15 protein-coding genes are annotated in these 17,244 nt (G+C 71.1%); 12 read left to right on the top strand and 3 right to left on the bottom strand.

Annotated features, from left to right (window positions below):
• Nucleotides 1-13: 13 nt before the first annotated feature.
• The 11 genes from F7R91_RS15565 (at nt 14) to F7R91_RS15515 (ending at nt 13,027) form a co-directional block, all read left to right on the top strand.
• Nucleotides 14-3,211, top strand: a complete 3,198-nt coding sequence (locus F7R91_RS15565; RefSeq protein WP_150949055.1) for a S41 family peptidase — start codon at nt 14-16, stop codon at nt 3,209-3,211.
• A 118-nt stretch (nt 3,212-3,329) separates the two neighbouring features.
• Nucleotides 3,330-3,683, top strand: a complete 354-nt coding sequence (locus tag F7R91_RS15560; RefSeq protein ID WP_150949050.1) for an HIT domain-containing protein — start codon at nt 3,330-3,332, stop codon at nt 3,681-3,683.
• Nucleotides 3,684-3,689: 6 nt separating this feature from the next.
• Nucleotides 3,690-4,595, top strand: coding sequence for a ribonuclease Z (locus F7R91_RS15555; protein WP_150949047.1), 906 nt, complete (start codon nt 3,690-3,692; stop codon nt 4,593-4,595).
• Nucleotides 4,596-4,615: 20 nt separating this feature from the next.
• On the top strand, nt 4,616-5,608 hold the full coding sequence (locus F7R91_RS15550) for an adenosine deaminase (protein WP_191971503.1): 993 nt from the start codon (nt 4,616-4,618) through the stop codon (nt 5,606-5,608).
• 20 nt (nt 5,609-5,628) lie between these two features.
• Nucleotides 5,629-6,924: a glucarate dehydratase family protein gene (locus tag F7R91_RS15545; RefSeq protein WP_150949041.1), complete on the top strand. Its 1,296-nt coding sequence runs from the start codon at nt 5,629-5,631 to the stop codon at nt 6,922-6,924.
• 72 nt (nt 6,925-6,996) lie between these two features.
• Nucleotides 6,997-8,109 (top strand): carbohydrate kinase family protein, encoded by a 1,113-nt coding sequence (locus F7R91_RS15540; RefSeq protein ID WP_191971502.1) that lies wholly within the window; start codon nt 6,997-6,999, stop codon nt 8,107-8,109.
• 175 nt (nt 8,110-8,284) lie between these two features.
• Nucleotides 8,285-10,438, top strand: coding sequence for a PhoH family protein (locus tag F7R91_RS15535; protein ID WP_150949035.1), 2,154 nt, complete (start codon nt 8,285-8,287; stop codon nt 10,436-10,438).
• Nucleotides 10,439-10,453: 15 nt separating this feature from the next.
• Nucleotides 10,454-10,951: an rRNA maturation RNase YbeY gene (gene ybeY, locus F7R91_RS15530; RefSeq protein ID WP_150949032.1), complete on the top strand. Its 498-nt coding sequence runs from the start codon at nt 10,454-10,456 to the stop codon at nt 10,949-10,951.
• Nucleotides 10,948-12,258, top strand: a complete 1,311-nt coding sequence (locus F7R91_RS15525) for a hemolysin family protein (RefSeq protein ID WP_150949030.1) — start codon at nt 10,948-10,950, stop codon at nt 12,256-12,258. The genes ybeY and F7R91_RS15525 overlap by 4 nt, the downstream gene beginning before the upstream one ends.
• Nucleotides 12,255-12,614: an MmcQ/YjbR family DNA-binding protein gene (locus tag F7R91_RS15520; protein ID WP_150949027.1), complete on the top strand. Its 360-nt coding sequence runs from the start codon at nt 12,255-12,257 to the stop codon at nt 12,612-12,614. The genes F7R91_RS15525 and F7R91_RS15520 overlap by 4 nt, the downstream gene beginning before the upstream one ends.
• A 59-nt stretch (nt 12,615-12,673) precedes the next feature.
• Nucleotides 12,674-13,027, top strand: a complete 354-nt coding sequence (locus F7R91_RS15515) for a cytidine/deoxycytidylate deaminase family protein (protein WP_150949024.1) — start codon at nt 12,674-12,676, stop codon at nt 13,025-13,027.
• A gap of 97 nt (nt 13,028-13,124) precedes the next feature.
• Here the strand turns inward: F7R91_RS15515 and F7R91_RS15510 are convergent, their stop codons facing one another.
• On the bottom strand, nt 13,125-13,463 hold the full coding sequence (locus F7R91_RS15510; protein WP_150949021.1) for a P-II family nitrogen regulator: 339 nt from the start codon (nt 13,461-13,463) through the stop codon (nt 13,125-13,127).
• Nucleotides 13,464-13,620: 157 nt separating this feature from the next.
• On the opposite strand from F7R91_RS15510, the gene era reads away from it, so the two are divergent.
• Nucleotides 13,621-14,583: a GTPase Era gene (era, locus tag F7R91_RS15505; RefSeq protein WP_150949018.1), complete on the top strand. Its 963-nt coding sequence runs from the start codon at nt 13,621-13,623 to the stop codon at nt 14,581-14,583.
• A 16-nt stretch (nt 14,584-14,599) separates the two neighbouring features.
• Here era and F7R91_RS15500 read toward each other — a convergent pair whose 3' ends face one another.
• Together F7R91_RS15500 and F7R91_RS15495 are read right to left on the bottom strand one after the other, a co-directional pair.
• Nucleotides 14,600-15,886, bottom strand: a complete 1,287-nt coding sequence (locus tag F7R91_RS15500) for an MFS transporter (RefSeq protein ID WP_150949015.1) — start codon at nt 15,884-15,886, stop codon at nt 14,600-14,602.
• Nucleotides 15,883-17,199 (bottom strand): GH1 family beta-glucosidase, encoded by a 1,317-nt coding sequence (locus F7R91_RS15495; RefSeq protein WP_408056034.1) that lies wholly within the window; start codon nt 17,197-17,199, stop codon nt 15,883-15,885. The genes F7R91_RS15500 and F7R91_RS15495 overlap by 4 nt, the downstream gene beginning before the upstream one ends.
• Nucleotides 17,200-17,244 lie beyond the last annotated feature (45 nt).

Below are 17,244 nucleotides of genomic sequence, written 5' to 3'. Positions count from 1 at the left end.
ATAGGGTGATCACGTGACACAGTCGCCAACGCCTTCCTACCTCCGGTTTCCGCATCTGCACGGTGAGTTGGTCGCCTTCACCGCCGAGGACGATGTGTGGCTCGCGCCCCTCGACGGCGGCCGCGCCTGGCGGGCGAGCGCCGACAACATGCCGGTCACCCATCCCCGTATCTCGCCCGACGGGACGACCGTCGCCTGGACCTCCACCCGGGACGGCGCCCCCGAGGTGCACATCGCCCCGGTCGACGGCGGGCCCGCCAAGCGCCTGACGTACTGGGGCAGCTGGAAGACCCAGGTGCGCGGCTGGACCCCGGACGGACAGGTCCTCGCGGTCAGCACACAGGGCCAGGCGAGTCTGCGCCGCACCTGGGCACGGGCCGTCCCGCTCGACGGAGGACCCGCCACCACCCTGCCGTACGGGCCGGTCGGCGATGTCGCCCACGGGCCGTGCCCGGTGCTGCTGTCGGCGCCCATGGGCCGCGAGGCCGCCTGGTGGAAGCGGTACCGGGGCGGTACGGCGGGCAAGCTGTGGATCGACCCGGACGGCCGGGGCGAGTTCGTACGGCTGCACGCCGACCTCGACGGCAACATCGAGTACCCCGTCTGGGCCGGGGACCGGATCGCCTTCCTGTCCGACCACGAGGGCGTAGGGGCGCTGTACTCCTCCCTCGCCGACGGCTCCGACCTGCGGCGGCACACTCCGATCGAAGGCTTTTACGCCCGGCACGCGGCCGGCGACGGCACCCGGGTCGTCTACGCCTCCGCCGGTGAACTGTGGCTCCTCGACGGCCTCGACGGCGCCGAGCCGCGCCGGCTCGACATCCGGCTCGGCGGGCAGCGCACCGACCGGCAGCCGTTCCCGGTGAACGCCTCCCGCTGGTTCGGGTCCGCCGCCCCCGACCACACCGCCCGCGGTAGCGCGGTCGCCGTCCGCGGTGCCGTCCACTGGGTCACCCACCGCTCCGGCCCGGCCCGCGCGCTCGCCGCGGAACCCGGCGTACGGGCCCGGCTGCCGCGCACGTTCCGCGCCGAGGGCGAGGAATGGGTGGTGTGGGTGACGGACGCGGAGGGCGAGGACGCCCTGGAGTTCGCGCCCGCTACCGGCCTCGCACCCGGCGCCACCCCGCGCCGGCTCGCCGCCGGACAGCTCGGCCGCGTCCTCGGCCTCGCCATGGCACCCGACGGCAGCCGGGCCGCCGTCGCCGCGCACGACGGACGCGTCCTGCTCGTCGAACGCGAGACCGGCGAGGTCCGCGAGGTCGACCGCAGCGAGGACGGCGACGTCACCGGGCTGGTCTTCTCGCCCGACTCGGCCTGGCTGGCCTGGTCGCACCCCGGCACCCAGCCGCTGCGCCAGCTCCGCCTAGCCAACACCACCGACCTCTCGGTCACCGAGGCGACCCCGCTGCGCTTCAAGGACTACGCCCCGGCGTTCACCCTCGACGGCAAGCACCTCGCCTTCCTGTCGACCCGCTCCTTCGACCCGGTCTACGACGAGCACGTCTTCGACCTGGCCTTCGTGGAGGGCGTCCGCCCGCATCTCATCACCCTGGCCGCGACCACCCCGTCCCCCTTCGGACCGCAGCGGCACGGCCGTCCCTTCGAGGCGCCGGACAAGGACGAGACCCCCGACAGCGAGGGCACCCCGACCACCCGCATCGACCTCGACGGACTCGCCGACCGCATCGTGCCCTTCCCGGTCGAGGCCGCCCGCTACTCCAACCTGCGCGCCGCCAAGGACGGCGTGCTGTGGCTGCGCCACCCCGTGCGCGGTGTGCTCGGCGCCTCCCGGGCCACCCCGGACGACCCGGACCCCCACACCGAGCTGGAGCGCTACGACCTGGCCCAGCAGCGCATCGAGCATCTCGCCGCCGACGCCGACCACTTCGCCGTCAGCGGCGACGGCAAACGCGTCCTGCTGTGGACCGACGGCCGGCTCAAGGTCGTCCCCAGCGACCGGCGCGCCTCGAACGACGAGGACAGCGACACCAACATCACCGTCGACCTCGGCCGGGTACGCCAGACCGTCGACCCGGCCGCCGAGTGGCGGCAGATGTACGACGAGACCGGCCGCATCATGCGGGACCACTTCTGGCGGCCCGACCTCGGCGGGATCGACTGGGACGGCGTCCTCGACCGCTACCGGCCCCTGCTGGAGCGGGTCGCCACCCACGACGACCTGGTCGACCTGCTCTGGGAGGTCCAGGGCGAACTCGGCACCTCGCACGCCTATGTCGTCCCGCGTGGCACAGGTGGCGACGGGGCCCGGCAGGGGCTGCTCGGCGCGGACATCTCCCGGCACGCGGACGGCAGTTGGCGCATCGACCGCATCCTGCCCACCGAGACCTCCGACCCGGACGCCCGCTCCCCGCTGGCCGCACCCGGAGTCGCGGTGCGCGCGGGCGACGCGATCGTCGCGGTCGCCGGGACGCCGGTCGACCCGGTGACCGGGCCCGGCCCGCTGCTGGTCGGCACGGCGGGCAAGCCGGTCGAGCTGACCGTCTCCCCGTCCGGCGGCGGCGACCTGCGGCACGCGGTGGTCGTCCCCATCGCCGACGAGGAACCCCTGCGCTACCACGCCTGGGTCACCGACCGGCGCGCCTACGTCCACGAGCTGTCCGGCGGCCGGCTCGGCTACCTCCATGTGCCGGACATGCAGGCGCCCGGCTGGGCGCAGATCCACCGTGACCTCAGGATCGAGGTGGCCCGGGAGGGACTGGTCGTCGACGTCCGCGAGAACCGCGGCGGGCACACCTCCCAGCTGGTCGTGGAGAAGCTGGCCCGGCGGATCGTCGGCTGGGACCTGCCGCGCGGTATGCGGCCCGTCAGCTACCCGCTGGACGCGCCCCGCGGGCCCGTCGTCGCCGTCGCGAACGAGTTCTCCGGGTCCGACGGCGACATCGTCAACGCGGCGATCAAGGCGCTGGGGATCGGGCCCGTGGTCGGCACGCGCACCTGGGGCGGAGTGATCGGGATCGACAGCCGCTACCGGCTGGTCGACGGCACGCTGATCACCCAGCCCAAGTACGCGTTCTGGCTGGAGGGTTACGGGTTCGACGTGGAGAACCACGGGGTGGACCCGGACGTGGAGGTGGTGCAGGCTCCGCAGGACCACGCGGCGGGGCGGGACGTTCAGCTGGACGAGGCGGTGCGGCTGGCGCTGGCCGCGCTGGAGGAGACGCCTGCCAAGGTGCCCCCGACGCTGCCGTGACCCGGGGTCGGTGCCCGAGCCGGGGGGAGGGGGACGCCCATCGCCCCGGCGGCACGACTGCCCGCAGTGGGGCGACTACGATGCCCCCGTACGCGATCAACCACCCGGAGGGAACCTCATGGCAGGGGAGCCGCAGGACGACTGCCTGTTCTGCAAGATCGCCGAGGGGCACGTCCCGGCGACGATCATCCGCGAGACGGACACCACGGTCGCGTTCCGGGACATCAACCCCCAGGCGCCCACCCACGTCCTGGTGATCCCCAAGGCGCACTACAGGGACGCGGCAGCGCTCGCCGCCGCCGACCCCGCCCTCGCCGCGGACATCCTGCGCGAGACGAAGGCGGTCGCCGACGAGGACAAGCTGGAGAGCTACCGCATCGTCTTCAACACCGGCACCGGCGCCGGCCAGACCGTCTTCCACGCCCACGCCCATGTCCTGGGCGGCCGTGGCATGCAGTGGCCGCCCGGGTAACCAGCCGTGTCCGTACGTGAAGTGGTGGTCCTCGGCACCGCCAGCCAGGTCCCGACCCGGCACCGCAACCACAACGGCTACCTGCTGCGCTGGGACGGCGAGGGCATCCTCTTCGATCCCGGCGAGGGCACCCAGCGCCAGATGCTGCGCGCCGGGGTCGCCGCCCACGATCTGAACCGGATCTGTGTCACGCACTTCCACGGGGACCACTCGCTCGGCCTTGCCGGAGTCATTCAGCGCATCAATCTGGACCGGGTGCCGCACGAGATCACCGCGCACTACCCGAAGTCCGGCCGGCGCTTCTTCGAACGGCTCCGGTACGCCACCGCCTACCGCGAGACGGTCGAGCTCACCGAGGTCCCGGTGGACACGGACGGCGTCCTCGCGACCACGCCCGCCTACACCCTTCACGCACGCAAGCTCTCCCACCCGGTGGAGTCCTACGGCTACCGGCTCGTCGAGCCCGACGGCCGCCGTATGCTGCCCGACCGGCTCGCCGCGCACGGCATCAAGGGCCCGGACGTGGGACGGATACAACGGGACGGCGCCCTGGGCGGCGTCACCCTCGACGACGTCAGCGAGGTGCGGCGCGGCCAGCGGTTCGCGTTCGTGATGGACACCCGGCTGTGCGACGGGGTGTACGCGCTCGCCGAGGGCTGCGACCTGCTCGTCATCGAGTCCACCTTCCTCCACGACGAGGAGGAACTCGCCGTCGAGCACGGCCATCTGACGGCCACCCAGGCGGCGCGGGTCGCCCGGGACGCGGGTGTACGGCACCTCGTGCTCACCCACTTCAGCCAGCGCTACGCCGAGCCGGACGAGTTCGAGCGGCAGGCGCGGGCGGCCGGTTTCGAGGGGGAGCTGACCGTGGCGCACGACCTGCTGAGAGTGCCGCTCCCGAAACGCCGGTGAAACCGCCGTACGATGCTGCGATGCCCCTCCCGAAAGCAGAACTGCACCTCCACATCGAAGGCACCCTGGAGCCCGAACTCGCCTTCGCACTGGCGGCCCGCAACGGCGTCGAGCTTTCCTACGCGGACACCGAGGAGCTTCGCGAGGCGTATCGGTTCGAGGATCTCCAGTCCTTCCTGAACCTGTACTACGAGCTGATGGCGGTCCTGCGCACCGAGCGGGACTTCGAGGACCTCGCGAACGCCTATCTCGCGCGCGCCGCCGCGCAGGGTGTGCGGCACGCGGAGATCTTCTTCGACCCGCAGGCCCATGTCGCGCGCGGTGTCGGCATCGGGACCGTCGTCGACGGGCTGTGGCGGGCGCTGGGCCGGAGCGAGGAGAACCACGGCGTCTCCACCCGGCTGATCATGTGCTTCCTGCGTGACCGGTCCGCCGAGTCCGCCATGGAGACGCTCGACGCGGCCCGTCCCCACCTCGACCGCATCGCCGGGGTCGGCCTGGACTCGGCCGAGGTCGGCCATCCGCCGGTGAAGTTCCGCGAGGTGTACGGGGCCGCGGCCGCGCTCGGGCTGCGCCGGGTGGCGCACGCCGGTGAGGAGGGCCCGCCGGAGTACATCACCGAGGCACTGGACGTGCTCGGTGCCGAGCGGATCGACCACGGCCTGCGCTGCATGGAGGACCCGGCACTGGTGGACCGGCTGGTCCGCGACCGCGTCCCGCTCACCCTGTGCCCGCTGTCCAACGTGCGGCTCAGGACGGTCGACGTCCTCGCCGACCACCCCCTGCCCGCCATGCTGGACGCGGGCCTGCTCTGCACGGTCAACTCCGACGACCCGGCGTACTTCGGCGGCTACGTCGGTGACAACTTCGACGCGGTGCGCTCTGCGCTCGGCCTGGACGAGGACCGTCTGCGCGAACTGGCCCGCAACTCCTTCCTGGCGTCCTTCCTGGAGGACGACGAGGAGCGCAGGGCGCGGTATCTCGCGGAGGTGGAGGCGTACGAGTTTCCGTAGCCGACAGGGAGGAGCCGCCCATGACCGCCGACCTGACCATCACCGACGTACGGCTGACGCCGATCCTGGTCGCCGATCCGCCCCTGCTGAACACGCAGGGTGTGCACCAGCCGTACACACCACGGCTGATCGTGGAGGTGGTGACCGCCGGCGGGATCACCGGCGTCGGTGAGACCTACGGCGACACCAGGTACCTGGAACTGGCCCGCCCCTTCGCCGACCGGCTGATCGGCCGCCGGGCGAGCGAGCTCAACGGCCTGGCCCTCCTCGCCCACGAGATGGCCGTCGACGGCTCCCAGGTCCCCGGCCGGGTCGACGCCGGCGGACTGCGCGGCGTCCGGACCGCCGACAAGCTGCGGCTGTCCGTCGTGTCCGCCTTCGAGGTCGCCTGCCTCGACGCCCTCGGCAGAGCACTCGGCCTGCCCGTGCACGCGCTGCTCGGCGGGAAGGTGCGGGACGCGGTCGAGTACAGCGCGTACCTCTTCTACAAGTGGGCCGGCCACCCCGAGGGTGTGCCGGGCGAGAAGGACGACTCGGGTGCCGCCCTCGATCCGGCCGGAGTCGTCGAGCAGGCCCGGAGGTTCACGGAGCGGTACGGCTTCACCTCCTTCAAGCTCAAGGGCGGAGTCTTCCCGCCGGACGAGGAGATCGCCGCCGTACGGGCCCTCGCCGAAGCCTTCCCCGGACATCCCCTGCGCCTCGACCCCAACGGAGCCTGGTCCGTGGAGACCTCGCTGAGGGTGGCGCGGGAGCTGGGCGACGTCCTCGAATACCTGGAGGACCCGGTGCTCGGCACGCCCGCCATGGCCGAGGTCGCCGCACGGACCGAGGTACCGCTCGCCACCAATATGTGCGTGACGACCTTCGCCGAGATCAAGGAGGCGTTCACCAAGGACGCCGTCCAGGTCGTCCTCGGCGACCACCACTACTGGGGCGGCCTGCGCATCACCCAGCAACTCGCCGCGATCTGCAGGGCGTTCGGCGTCGGGGTGTCGATGCACTCCAACACCCACCTGGGGATCTCCCTCGCCGCGATGACCCATGTCGCCGCCACCGTCCCCGGTCTGCACCACGCCTGCGACTCCCACTACCCCTGGCAGTCGGAGGACGTCCTGACCGAACGCCTCGCCTTCGAAGGCGGCAGGATCACCGTCCCGGACGGGCCCGGCCTCGGCGTGGAACTCGACCGGGACAGGCTGCGCCTGCTGCACCGGCGATGGCTGGACGACGACGGCGCGCTGCGCGAACGGGACGACGCGGCGGCGATGCGCGCCGCCGACCCGGAATGGATCACTCCGAGGATGCCTCGCTGGTAAGCGGTGTGCCGTGGTGATGTCAGTGATCTGGTGCACACTGGCCAGATCCGCACCATCCGCAGGGAGCTCACCGTGACCGCGTCCACCGGAGAGGACCGAGGCAGCCGGCCCCGGGTCGACCCCCTCGCCGCCCTGCGCGCGCCGGACGACCCTCCGTGGGACGTGTACCTCACGGGCACCGTCTTCCTGGACATCATCTTCACCGGGCTCGACTCCGCCCCGGTGCGCGGGACCGAGTCCTGGGCGCGCGGAATGGGGTCGAGCCCCGGCGGCGTCGCCAACATGGCGACCGCGCTGGCCCGCCTCGGCCTGAAGACCTCGCTGGCGGCGGCCTTCGGCGACGACCACTACGGCGAGTACTGCTGGGACGCCCTCGAACAGGGCGAGGGCATCGACCTCTCCACCTCGCGCACCGTGCCCGGCTGGCACTCCCCGGTCACCGTCTCCATGGCGTACGAGGGGGAGCGCACGATGGTCTCCCATGGTCACGAGCCTCCCCCGGAGGAGCCCGCGCCCGACTGCCCGCCCCCCGCGCGCGCCGCCGTCGCCTCGCTCACACCCGGCAAACGGGCCCCGTGGATCGCCCAGGCCGCGGGCCGCGGCACCCGCATCTTCGCCGACGTCGGCTGGGACGAGACCGGCGCCTGGGACCTCGCCGGCCTCCCCGATCTCGGACACTGCGAGGCGTTCCTCCCGAACGCGGAGGAGGCGATGCGCTACACCGGCGCCGCCTGCCCCCGGGACGCGGCACGAGCCCTCACCGCACATGTGCCGCTCGCGGTCGTCACGCTCGGCGCGGAGGGCGCCTGCGCGGTGGACGGGCGGACCGGGGAGACCGCCGAGGTCCCGGCCATCGCCGTGGAGGCCCTGGACCCGACGGGCGCCGGGGACGTCTTCGTGGCCGGCTTCGTCACCGGCACGCTGGCGGGCTGGCCACTGGCCGACCGTCTCGCCCTCGCGGGCCTGACCGCCGCGCTGTCCGTCCAGGAGTTCGGCGGATCCCTCTCGGCGCCCGGCTGGTCCGAGATCGCGGCCTGGTGGCGGACGGTGCAGTCGGTCGAGGGCCAGGACCCGGAGGCCCTCAGCCGGTACGCGTTCCTGGAGGGCATGCTGCCGGACAAGCAGGCCAGACCGTGGCCGCTGCGCAGGGCGGTACCGACGATCGGGTTCGGCAGACTGGCCTGACCGGGGCCGCCCGCAAAGGACCGACGCCAAGGACCGACGCAAAGGGCCGCCGAACGGGCCGCCGAAAAGCCCTACGGCGTTGTCAGTCCCCCGGCGTACCCTTGAAACCGCCAGGCCGCCCCTGTGGCGGGCGAGTCGTATCGAGGAGGACGAGCAAGGCCTACAGAGCCGGCCCATGACTCAGACACCCACAGCTCACACCCCCGCGCAGGGGCAGGCACGCGCACAGTTCACCGTCCCCGCCCAGCACCCCATGGTGACCGTCCTGGGTTCTGGCGACTCCCTTCTGCGTGTGATCGAGAAGGCCTTCCCGGCGGCCGACATCCACGTCCGGGGCAATGAGATCAGCGCGGTCGGCGATGCCGGGGAAGTCGCCCTCATCCAGCGCCTGTTCGACGAGATGATGCTGGTGCTCCGCACCGGGCAGCCGATGACGGAGGACGCAGTGGAACGCTCGATCGCCATGCTCAGGGCGAGCGAGAACGGGGAGAGCGACGGCCAGGAGACCCCGGCCGAGGTCCTCACACAGAACATCCTGTCCTCGCGCGGCCGGACCATCCGCCCCAAGACCCTCAACCAGAAGCGGTATGTCGACGCGATCGACAAGCACACGGTCGTCTTCGGCATCGGCCCCGCCGGCACCGGCAAGACCTACCTCGCCATGGCCAAGGCGGTACAGGCACTGCAGTCCAAGCAGGTCAACCGCATCATCCTGACCCGCCCGGCCGTGGAGGCGGGGGAGCGGCTCGGATTCCTCCCGGGCACCCTCTACGAGAAGATCGACCCGTATCTGCGCCCGCTGTACGACGCGCTGCACGACATGCTGGACCCGGACTCGATTCCGCGGCTGATGGCGGCGGGGACGATTGAGGTGGCTCCGCTGGCTTATATGAGGGGCCGTGCGCAGCCGCGGTTCACGAACGTCCTGACCCCGGACGGCTGGCGCCCCATCGGCGATCTTCAGGTCGGTGACCTGGTCATCGGCTCGAATGGTGAGCCGACCCCGGTCCTCGGCGTCTACCCGCAGGGCGAGAAGGACATCTACCGCGTCACAGCCCAGGACGGTTCCTGGACCCTGTGCTGCGGCGAACACCTGTGGACGGTCAGGACGCGTGATGACAAGCGCCGCAACAAGCCGTGGCGGGTCCTGGAGACGCAGGAGATGATCGGCAACCTGCGGGCGGCGCACGCTCGTCGGTATGAGCTGCCGATGCTCACGGCGCCGGTGCGGCTCCCGGAGCGGGAGATCCCGATGGATCCCTACGCGCTGGGGCTGCTGCTGGGTGACGGCTGCCTGACCGGCTCCCCCACACCCACCTTCGCCACGGAGGATCCGGAGCTGGCAGAAGCTTTGGAAGCCGCGCTGCCGGGAGTCGCACTCGGGCATCGGGGCGGACCGGACTACGTCCTCAACCGGATCACGTCGCCCGGAGACGTCGTCACGTTGGAGAACCCGGTCACCCGGGTTCTGCGCGAGCTGGACCTGTTGCGCACCCGCTCGCACACGAAGTTCATCCCGGACGACTATCTGTACAACTCCGACGACGTTCGGCTGGCTGTCCTCCAGGGGCTCCTCGACTCGGACGGTGGCCCGGTCACGCAGAAGGACCGCACCTGCCGCATCCAGTACACGACGACCTCGATCCTGCTCCGTGACGACGTGGTCGCTCTCGTACAGTCGCTGGGCGGTGTCGCGTACACGCGTCGCAGGGGCGCCGAGGGCCGGAAGCCGGGTCTGGCGAACGGCCGGGAGGTCGTGTACCGGCACGATGCCCACGTCATTGACATCCGTCTCCCCGAAGGCATCGAGCCCTTCCGTCTCGCCCGCAAGGCCGAGAAGTACCGCGCGGCCGGTGGTGGCGGACGCCCGATGCGCTTCATCGACAGCATCGAGCCCGCGGGCAGGGAAGAAACCGTCTGCATCCAGGTGGCCGCCGAGGACTCGCTGTACGTCACCCAGGACTACCTGCTGACGCACAACACCCTCAACGACGCCTTCATCATCCTGGACGAGGCCCAGAACACCAGCCCCGAGCAGATGAAGATGTTCCTCACCCGTCTCGGCTTCGATTCGAAGGTCGTGATCACGGGTGATGTGACGCAGGTCGACCTGCCCACCGGCACCAAGTCGGGTCTGCGTCAGGTCCAGGAGATCCTGGAGGGGCTGGAGGACGTCCACTTCTCCCGGCTCACGTCCCACGATGTCGTACGGCACAAGCTCGTCGGCCGTATCGTCGACGCGTACGAGAAGTACGACAGCAAGCACGGCACCGAGAACGGCACCCACAAGGGCGGCCGGGGCAGGCAGTCCGGGCACAAGGGGAAGTAGAGAAGACGCACGACCATGTCGATCGACGTCAACAACGAGTCCGGAACCGAGGTCGACGAGCAGGCGATCCTCGACATCGCCCGCTACGCACTCGCGCGGATGCGCATCCACCCGCTCTCCGAGCTCTCGGTGATCGTCGTGGACGCCGACGCCATGGAGCAGCTGCACATCCAGTGGATGGACCTGCCGGGGCCCACGGACGTCATGTCCTTCCCGATGGACGAACTGCGTCCGCCGACGAAGGACGACGACGAGCCCCCGCAGGGCCTCCTCGGCGACATCGTGCTCTGCCCCGAGGTCGCCGCCAAGCAGGGGACGGAAGCGCCCACCCAGCACTCCATGGACGAGGAGCTCCAACTGCTCACCGTCCACGGAGTGCTGCACCTTCTCGGGTACGACCACGAGGAGCCCGACGAGAAGGCCGAGATGTTCGGCCTCCAGGCCGCCATCGTGGACGGCTGGCGTGCGGAGAAGGGTCTGACCGGCCCGTCTCCGGCCCCGACCGTGTCATGAGCCCGACCCTTGTCGCCGGCGCGATCGCCCTGGTCGTCGTCGCCTGGCTCGCCGCCTGCGCGGAGGCGGGCCTCGCGCGCGTCTCCAGCTTCCGCGCCGAGGAGGCCGTGAAGTCGGGCCGCCGCGGCAGCGCCAAGCTGGCACAGGTCGCCGCCGACCCGACCCGCTATCTGAACGTGGCGCTGCTGGTCCGCGTGGCCTGCGAGATGGCGGCCGCGGCGATGGTGACCTACGCCAGCCTCCAGGAGTTCGACGGCACCACCGAGGCCCTGCTGGTCGCGATCGGCGTCATGGTCCTCGTGTCGTACGTCGCGGTCGGCGTCTCCCCGCGCACCATCGGCCGTCAGCATCCGCTGAACACGGCGACGGCGGCCGCGTACGTCCTGCTGCCGCTCGCGCGGATCATGGGCCCGATCCCGCCCCTGCTGATCCTCATCGGCAATGCGCTCACCCCCGGCAAGGGGTTCCGCCGCGGCCCGTTCGCCTCCGAGGCGGAGCTGCGCGCGCTGGTCGACCTCGCGGAGAAGGAGTCCCTGATCGAGGACGAGGAGCGCCGGATGGTGCACTCGGTCTTCGAGCTGGGCGACACGCTCGTACGGGAGGTGATGGTCCCGCGCACCGACCTGATCGTGATCGAGCGCTACAAGACGATCCGTCAGGCCCTCACCCTCGCCCTGCGCTCCGGCTTCTCGCGCATCCCCGTGACGGGCGAGAGCGAGGACGACATCGTCGGGATCGTCTATCTGAAGGACCTGGTCCGCAAGACGCACATCAGCCGGGACGCCGAGACCGAGCTGGTGTCCACGGCGATGCGGCCCGCAGCCTTTGTGCCCGACACCAAGAACGCCGGTGACCTGCTGCGCGAGATGCAGCAGGAACGCAACCACGTCGCCGTGGTCATCGACGAGTACGGCGGCACGGCCGGCATCGTGACCATCGAGGACATCCTGGAGGAGATCGTCGGCGAGATCACCGACGAGTACGACCGTGAACTCCCGCCCGTGGAGAACCTCGGCGACGACCGCTACCGGGTCACCGCCCGCCTCGACATCACGGACCTGGGCGAGCTGTACGGCCTGGAGGAGTACGACGACGAGGACGTCGAGACCGTCGGCGGCCTGCTCGCCAAGGCGCTGGGCCGGGTGCCCATCGCCGGGGCGTCGTCGGTCGTGGAGCTGCCCGACAGCCGTGAGCTCAGGCTGACCGCGGAGGCGGCGGCAGGACGCCGGAACAAGATCGTGACCGTGCTGGTGGAGCCGGTGGACCTGGTGGATCCGCCGGAGCGCGAGGAGGCGAAACCGGAGTGACCCCCGAGGAACTGCGCTCCTTCTGCCTGTCCTTCAACGCCGCCGTGGAGGAGTTCCCCTTCCGGCCGGAGATCTCCGTCTTCAAGGTCCGGGGCAAGCTCTTCGCCCTGACGACACTGGACGCGCGGCCCCTGACGGTCAATCTGAAGTCCGACCCCGAGGACGCGGTACGCCTCCGCAGCGAATACGACGGCCTCATCGTCCCCGGCTACCACATGAACAAGCGCCACTGGAACACGGTCACCGTCGACGGTGAACTCCCCGACCACCTGGTCAGGGAGCTCATCGAGGACTCGTACGACCTCGTGGTGGCCGGCCTGCCGAGAGCGGAGAGGCTGCGGCTGGACCGCGCGTAAATCCCCCTGGCAGGCGTGCGGGTGCATGTGCGGGCGGCGGGGCTACGTATGCTCAGGGCATGACCGACAGCAGCGCGCTCGACCCCGAGGACCGCAAGATCGTCACCCTGGCCCGCTCGGCCCGGGCCCGCAACGCAGTGCCGGAGGGGGCGGCCGTGCGGGACGAGACCGGACGGACGTATGTCGCGGGGACCGTTGCCCTGCCGTCGCTGAAGCTCAGTGCGGTGCAGACTGCGGTGGCGATGGCGGTGGCGTCGGGGGCGAAGTCCCTGGAGGCGGCGGCGGTCGTCACCGAGTCCGAGTCGGCGGCCGTGGAGGATCTGGCGGCGGTACGGGATCTGGGTGGGCCGGGGACGCCGGTGCTGGTGGCCGGGCCCGACGGAAGTGTTCGGCTGACTGTCTCCGCAGGCTGAGGTCCCCGGGGGCTCCGCACCGGACCCGCAGACCCCCAGACCCCCAAACCCCCAGACCTCCGCGCGCCATCGACTTCTCACGCCGTCCGGGATCGGCTCAGAGCGCGTCCGGGCCGCGTTCGCCCGTGCGGACCCGTACGACCGTCTCGACCGGCAGGGCCCAGACCTTGCCGTCGCCGATCTTGCCCGTCTGCGCGGCCTTCACGATCGTGTCGATGACGGCGTCCGAGGCCGCGTCCTCGACGACGACCTCGATCCGGACCTTGGGCACCAGGTCGACCTGGTACTCGGCGCCGCGGTACACCTCGGTGTGGCCGCGCTGGCGGCCGTAGCCGCTGGCCTCCGTCACGGTCAGGCCGTGCACGCCGAGCTCCTGGAGGGCCGTCTTGACCTCGTCGAGACGAAACGGCTTGACGATCGCGGTGATGAGCTTCATCCCTGGGCTGACCTTCTGGGCGGAGGGGAGGACGGATGCGGAGCCCGGGGCGCCATGGCCCAGGACCCCGTGATGGTAAGCCGTTCCGGGGTGCACCGTAAGGGGCAAAGCGCCCTGTACCTGCGCCGGTACGGCGGGGCTCCGTGGATCAGGGAGAATGGGCGCCATGAGCGTTCGCAGTCAGCCATCCGAGCCGTCCGAGGCGACACCCCACCGCGCCGGCTTCGCCTGCTTCGTGGGCCGCCCCAACGCGGGCAAGTCCACCCTCACGAACGCTCTGGTGGGGCAGAAGGTGGCGATCACCGCGAACCAGCCGCAGACGACGCGGCACACGGTACGGGGGATCGTGCACCGGTCCGACGCCCAGCTGATCCTGGTGGACACCCCCGGGCTGCACAAGCCGCGCACGCTGCTCGGCGAGCGCCTCAACGACGTCGTCCGTACGACCTGGGCCGAGGTCGACGTGATCGGCTTCTGTCTGCCCGCGAACGAGAAGCTCGGTCCCGGTGACCGCTTCATCGCGAAGGAACTGGCGTCGATCAAGAAGACGCCGAAGATCGCGATCGTCACCAAGACCGACCTCGTGGACGGCAAGCGGCTCGCCGAGCAGCTCATCGCGATCGACCAGCTCGGCAAGGAGCTGGGGTTCGAGTGGGCGGAGATCGTGCCGGTGTCCGCAGTGGGGGACAAGCAGGTCGACCTGCTGGCCGACCTGATCATCCCGCTGCTGCCGGAGGGCCCGGCCCTGTACCCGGACGGTGAGCTCACCGACGAGCCCGAGCAGGTCATGGTGGCCGAGCTGATCCGCGAGGCCGCGCTCGAAGGGGTGCGGGACGAGCTTCCGCACTCCATCGCGGTCGTCGTCGAGGAGATGCTTCCGCGTGAGGACCGGCCCGCGGACCGGCCGCTCCTCGACATCCACGCCTTCGTCTACATCGAGCGGCCCAGCCAGAAGGGCATCATCATCGGGCCCAAGGGCAAGCGGCTGAAGGAGGTCGGGATCAAGTCCCGCAAGCAGATCGAGGCGCTGCTCGGCACTCCCGTGTTCCTGGACCTCCATGTGAAGGTGGCGAAGGACTGGCAGCGGGATCCTCGACAGCTGCGGAAGCTGGGATTCTGAGTCGCCCACCCATGATTCAGTCCACCCCGCGAATCCTCACCACCAGCATCGCCCCCGCCAGCCCCACCCCCGCCGCCGCCAGATACAGCACCCGATAACCGCCGAGGTACGTCACGATCGGGGCCGCCAGGGCGGGGGCCGCGACCTGGGGAAGGGCGTTGGCCACGTTGATGACGCCCAGGTCCTTTCCGCGGTCCCTCGCCTTCGGCAGTACGTCGGTCATCAGTGCGAAGTCCACCGAGGTGAACACGCCGAAGCCGATCCCCAGCACGGCCGCCGCGACGATCGCGCCCGGCCAGGTCTGCCAGCCGGCCAGGGCCGCCGTCGCCACCGCCATCAGGACGCCCGACCAGATCACGAACGGTTTGCGGCGGCCCACCCGGTCCGACCACACGCCCCCGACGACGACCGTGGCGAGCAGCGTCACGCCGTTCACGGCGGTGAGGATCAGGACGCCTTCGTCGGGGTCGTCGTGGTGGAGGCGGTCCCGCAGGTAGTACAGCAGGTACAGCAGCACCAGCGCGTTGCTCAGGTTGATCAGGAACCGGGTCAGCCAGGCCCAGCCCAGGTCGGGATACCGGCGCGGGCTCAGCCAGAAGCCCGCGGCGAAGCTGCGCCAGGACCACGGCGGCCGGTCGCCGACGGCGAGGCGCAGGTCCTCGTGGCGCAGGACGTACGGCAGCACGCCCACCATCGTGAACACCGCGCACGCCGCATAGCCCGCGCGGATGCCCCCGGCGGCCGTCGCCAGGCCCGTCCCGCCGACCACGCCCAGAATCTGGGCCGCTCCCAGCCAGCCGCCCACGGCGCCCCGCTGGAGCCGGGGCACGCGGTCGGGCACCGCCGCCGTGACCGCCGCGAAAGCCGCGTTCAGCGTCAGCTGGACCAGGCACCAGCCCGCCGCCATCGTCCACACCCCGCCCGCGCCCGAGAGCAGCAGCAGCGACAGCGCGCCGCCCGCCGAACCTGCCACGATCCACGGAGTACGGCGGCCGATCCGGGCCGTCGTACGGTCCGACAGCGCGCCGAAGAACGGGTTGGCGACCAGCGACACCACCGCGCCCGCACCGGTCACCCATGCCAGCAGCGTCAGCTTCGACATGCCGGTGCCGGGCGCGAAGTCCTCGGCCTGCGAGGCGAGAAGGATCTGCAGGGGCCCGTACCAGCCGACCCAGATCGCCCCGTTGGCGAGACAGAGGGCCGCCGTCCAGCCCCGGGTGACCCGGTCGACAGGTTCGGCAAGTGCGAGAGCCGGGGCCGGGGCCGGGGCGGGGGTGTCGGAGGACGGCCCGGCCGTCGTCATCTCTGCGCCCGCAGCACGTCCCGGAACCAGCCGTAGGAGGCCTTCGGCGTCCGCTCCAGCGTCCGGTAGTCCACGTGGACGAGCCCGAACCGGCGCTCGTACCCTTCCGCCCACTCGAAGTTGTCCAGCAGCGACCAGACGAAGTAGCCGCGGACGTCCACGCCCGCCGTCATCGCCGCGTGCAGCGCCCGGATGTGGCCGTCGAGGTAGGCGATCCGGTCCTGGTCGTCGATCCCCTCGTACGAGCAGCCGTTCTCGGTGATGACGATCGGCGGGAGGCGGTCGCCGAAGCGGTCGCGGAACCCGGTGAGCAGTTCGGTCAGACCCTCGGGAACCACCGGCCAGCCGAAGTCGGTGACCGGACGGCCCTCGATCTCCCGCACGGAGAAGGGGAGTTCGGCGGGCAGCGTCAGTCCGCCGAACTCGATCTCCGCGCCCTGCGCGGCACCGACCCTGCTCGGCGCGTAGTAGTTGAGGCCGTACCAGTCCAGCGGCTCCCCGATGATCTTCAGGTCTTCCCCGATGTCGCCGGGCATCAACTCGCCGATTCCCGCGGGGTATTCACCGAGCAGCACCGGGTCCGCGAACAGCCGGTTCAGCAGCAGGTCGTAGAAGTCCGCCGCCACCACGTCCGCGGGCTCCTGGGACGCCGGCCAGGTCGGCCCGTGCGAGTTGGCGATCCCGATGTCTGCGGCCCCGGCCGCGCGCAGGACCCGTACGGCCAGGCCGTGGGCGAGCAGCTGGTGGTGGGCGGCGGGGATCGCGTCGAAGAGCAGCTTCTTGCCGGGGGCGTGGGCGCCCAGCGCATGGCCCAGCAGGGTGTGCTCGGCCGGCTCGTTGAGGGTGATCCACTTCTTCACCCGGTCGCCGAGCCGCCCGGCGACGACCGACACATACTCCGCGAACCGCGACGCCGTGTCCCGCTCCAGCCAGTCGAGCGTGGCCGGCAGATCCCAGTGGAAGAGCGTCGGCACCGGCCGTACGCCCGCCGCGCACAGCTCGTCCACCAGACGGTCGTAGAAGTCGAGCCCGCCGGGAGAGTTCACCCGCGGCCAGGAGATGGAGAAGCGGTACGCGTCCACACCCAGGCCGGTCAGGAGCGCCACGTCCTCGCGGTAGCGGTGGTAGTGGTCGCAGGCCACCGCCGCCGTCGAGCCGTCCTTCACCCGCCCCGGCTCGGCCGTGAAGGTGTCCCACACGGACGGCTCGCGCTCGCCGGCTGCCCCTTCGATCTGGTGGGCCGAGGTCGACACGCCCCACAGGAAGCCCGCCGGGAACTGAGGTATCGGGTTCGTCGCCATGCGCCGGATCATCCGTACCAGCGGTAACAGAAGTCAACGGGCAGGCGTGAACAACCA

The organism is Streptomyces luteolifulvus, assembly GCF_008806595.1.
Classification (GTDB): domain Bacteria; phylum Actinomycetota; class Actinomycetes; order Streptomycetales; family Streptomycetaceae; genus Streptomyces; species Streptomyces luteolifulvus.
The sequence above is the reverse complement of the archived record's forward strand: the minus strand, read 5'-3'. Positions and strand labels throughout refer to the sequence as shown.

What these genes read in the sequence shown, in the direction of transcription:
- F7R91_RS15545 (WP_150949041.1), top strand. Translation starts at nt 5,629, where the DNA reads ATGACCGCCGACCTGACCATCACCGACGTACGGCTGACGCCGATCCTG.
- era (WP_150949018.1), top strand. Translation starts at nt 13,621, where the DNA reads ATGGGCGCCATGAGCGTTCGCAGTCAGCCATCCGAGCCGTCCGAGGCG.
- F7R91_RS15525 (WP_150949030.1), top strand. Translation starts at nt 10,948, where the DNA reads ATGAGCCCGACCCTTGTCGCCGGCGCGATCGCCCTGGTCGTCGTCGCC.
- F7R91_RS15495 (WP_408056034.1), bottom strand. Translation starts at nt 17,199, where the DNA reads ATGATCCGGCGCATGGCGACGAACCCGATACCTCAGTTCCCGGCGGGC.
- F7R91_RS15550 (WP_191971503.1), top strand. Translation starts at nt 4,616, where the DNA reads ATGCCCCTCCCGAAAGCAGAACTGCACCTCCACATCGAAGGCACCCTG.
- F7R91_RS15500 (WP_150949015.1), bottom strand. Translation starts at nt 15,886, where the DNA reads ATGACGACGGCCGGGCCGTCCTCCGACACCCCCGCCCCGGCCCCGGCC.
- F7R91_RS15535 (WP_150949035.1), top strand. Translation starts at nt 8,285, where the DNA reads ATGACTCAGACACCCACAGCTCACACCCCCGCGCAGGGGCAGGCACGC.
- ybeY (WP_150949032.1), top strand. Translation starts at nt 10,454, where the DNA reads ATGTCGATCGACGTCAACAACGAGTCCGGAACCGAGGTCGACGAGCAG.
- F7R91_RS15515 (WP_150949024.1), top strand. Translation starts at nt 12,674, where the DNA reads ATGACCGACAGCAGCGCGCTCGACCCCGAGGACCGCAAGATCGTCACC.
- F7R91_RS15560 (WP_150949050.1), top strand. Translation starts at nt 3,330, where the DNA reads ATGGCAGGGGAGCCGCAGGACGACTGCCTGTTCTGCAAGATCGCCGAG.
- F7R91_RS15510 (WP_150949021.1), bottom strand. Translation starts at nt 13,463, where the DNA reads ATGAAGCTCATCACCGCGATCGTCAAGCCGTTTCGTCTCGACGAGGTC.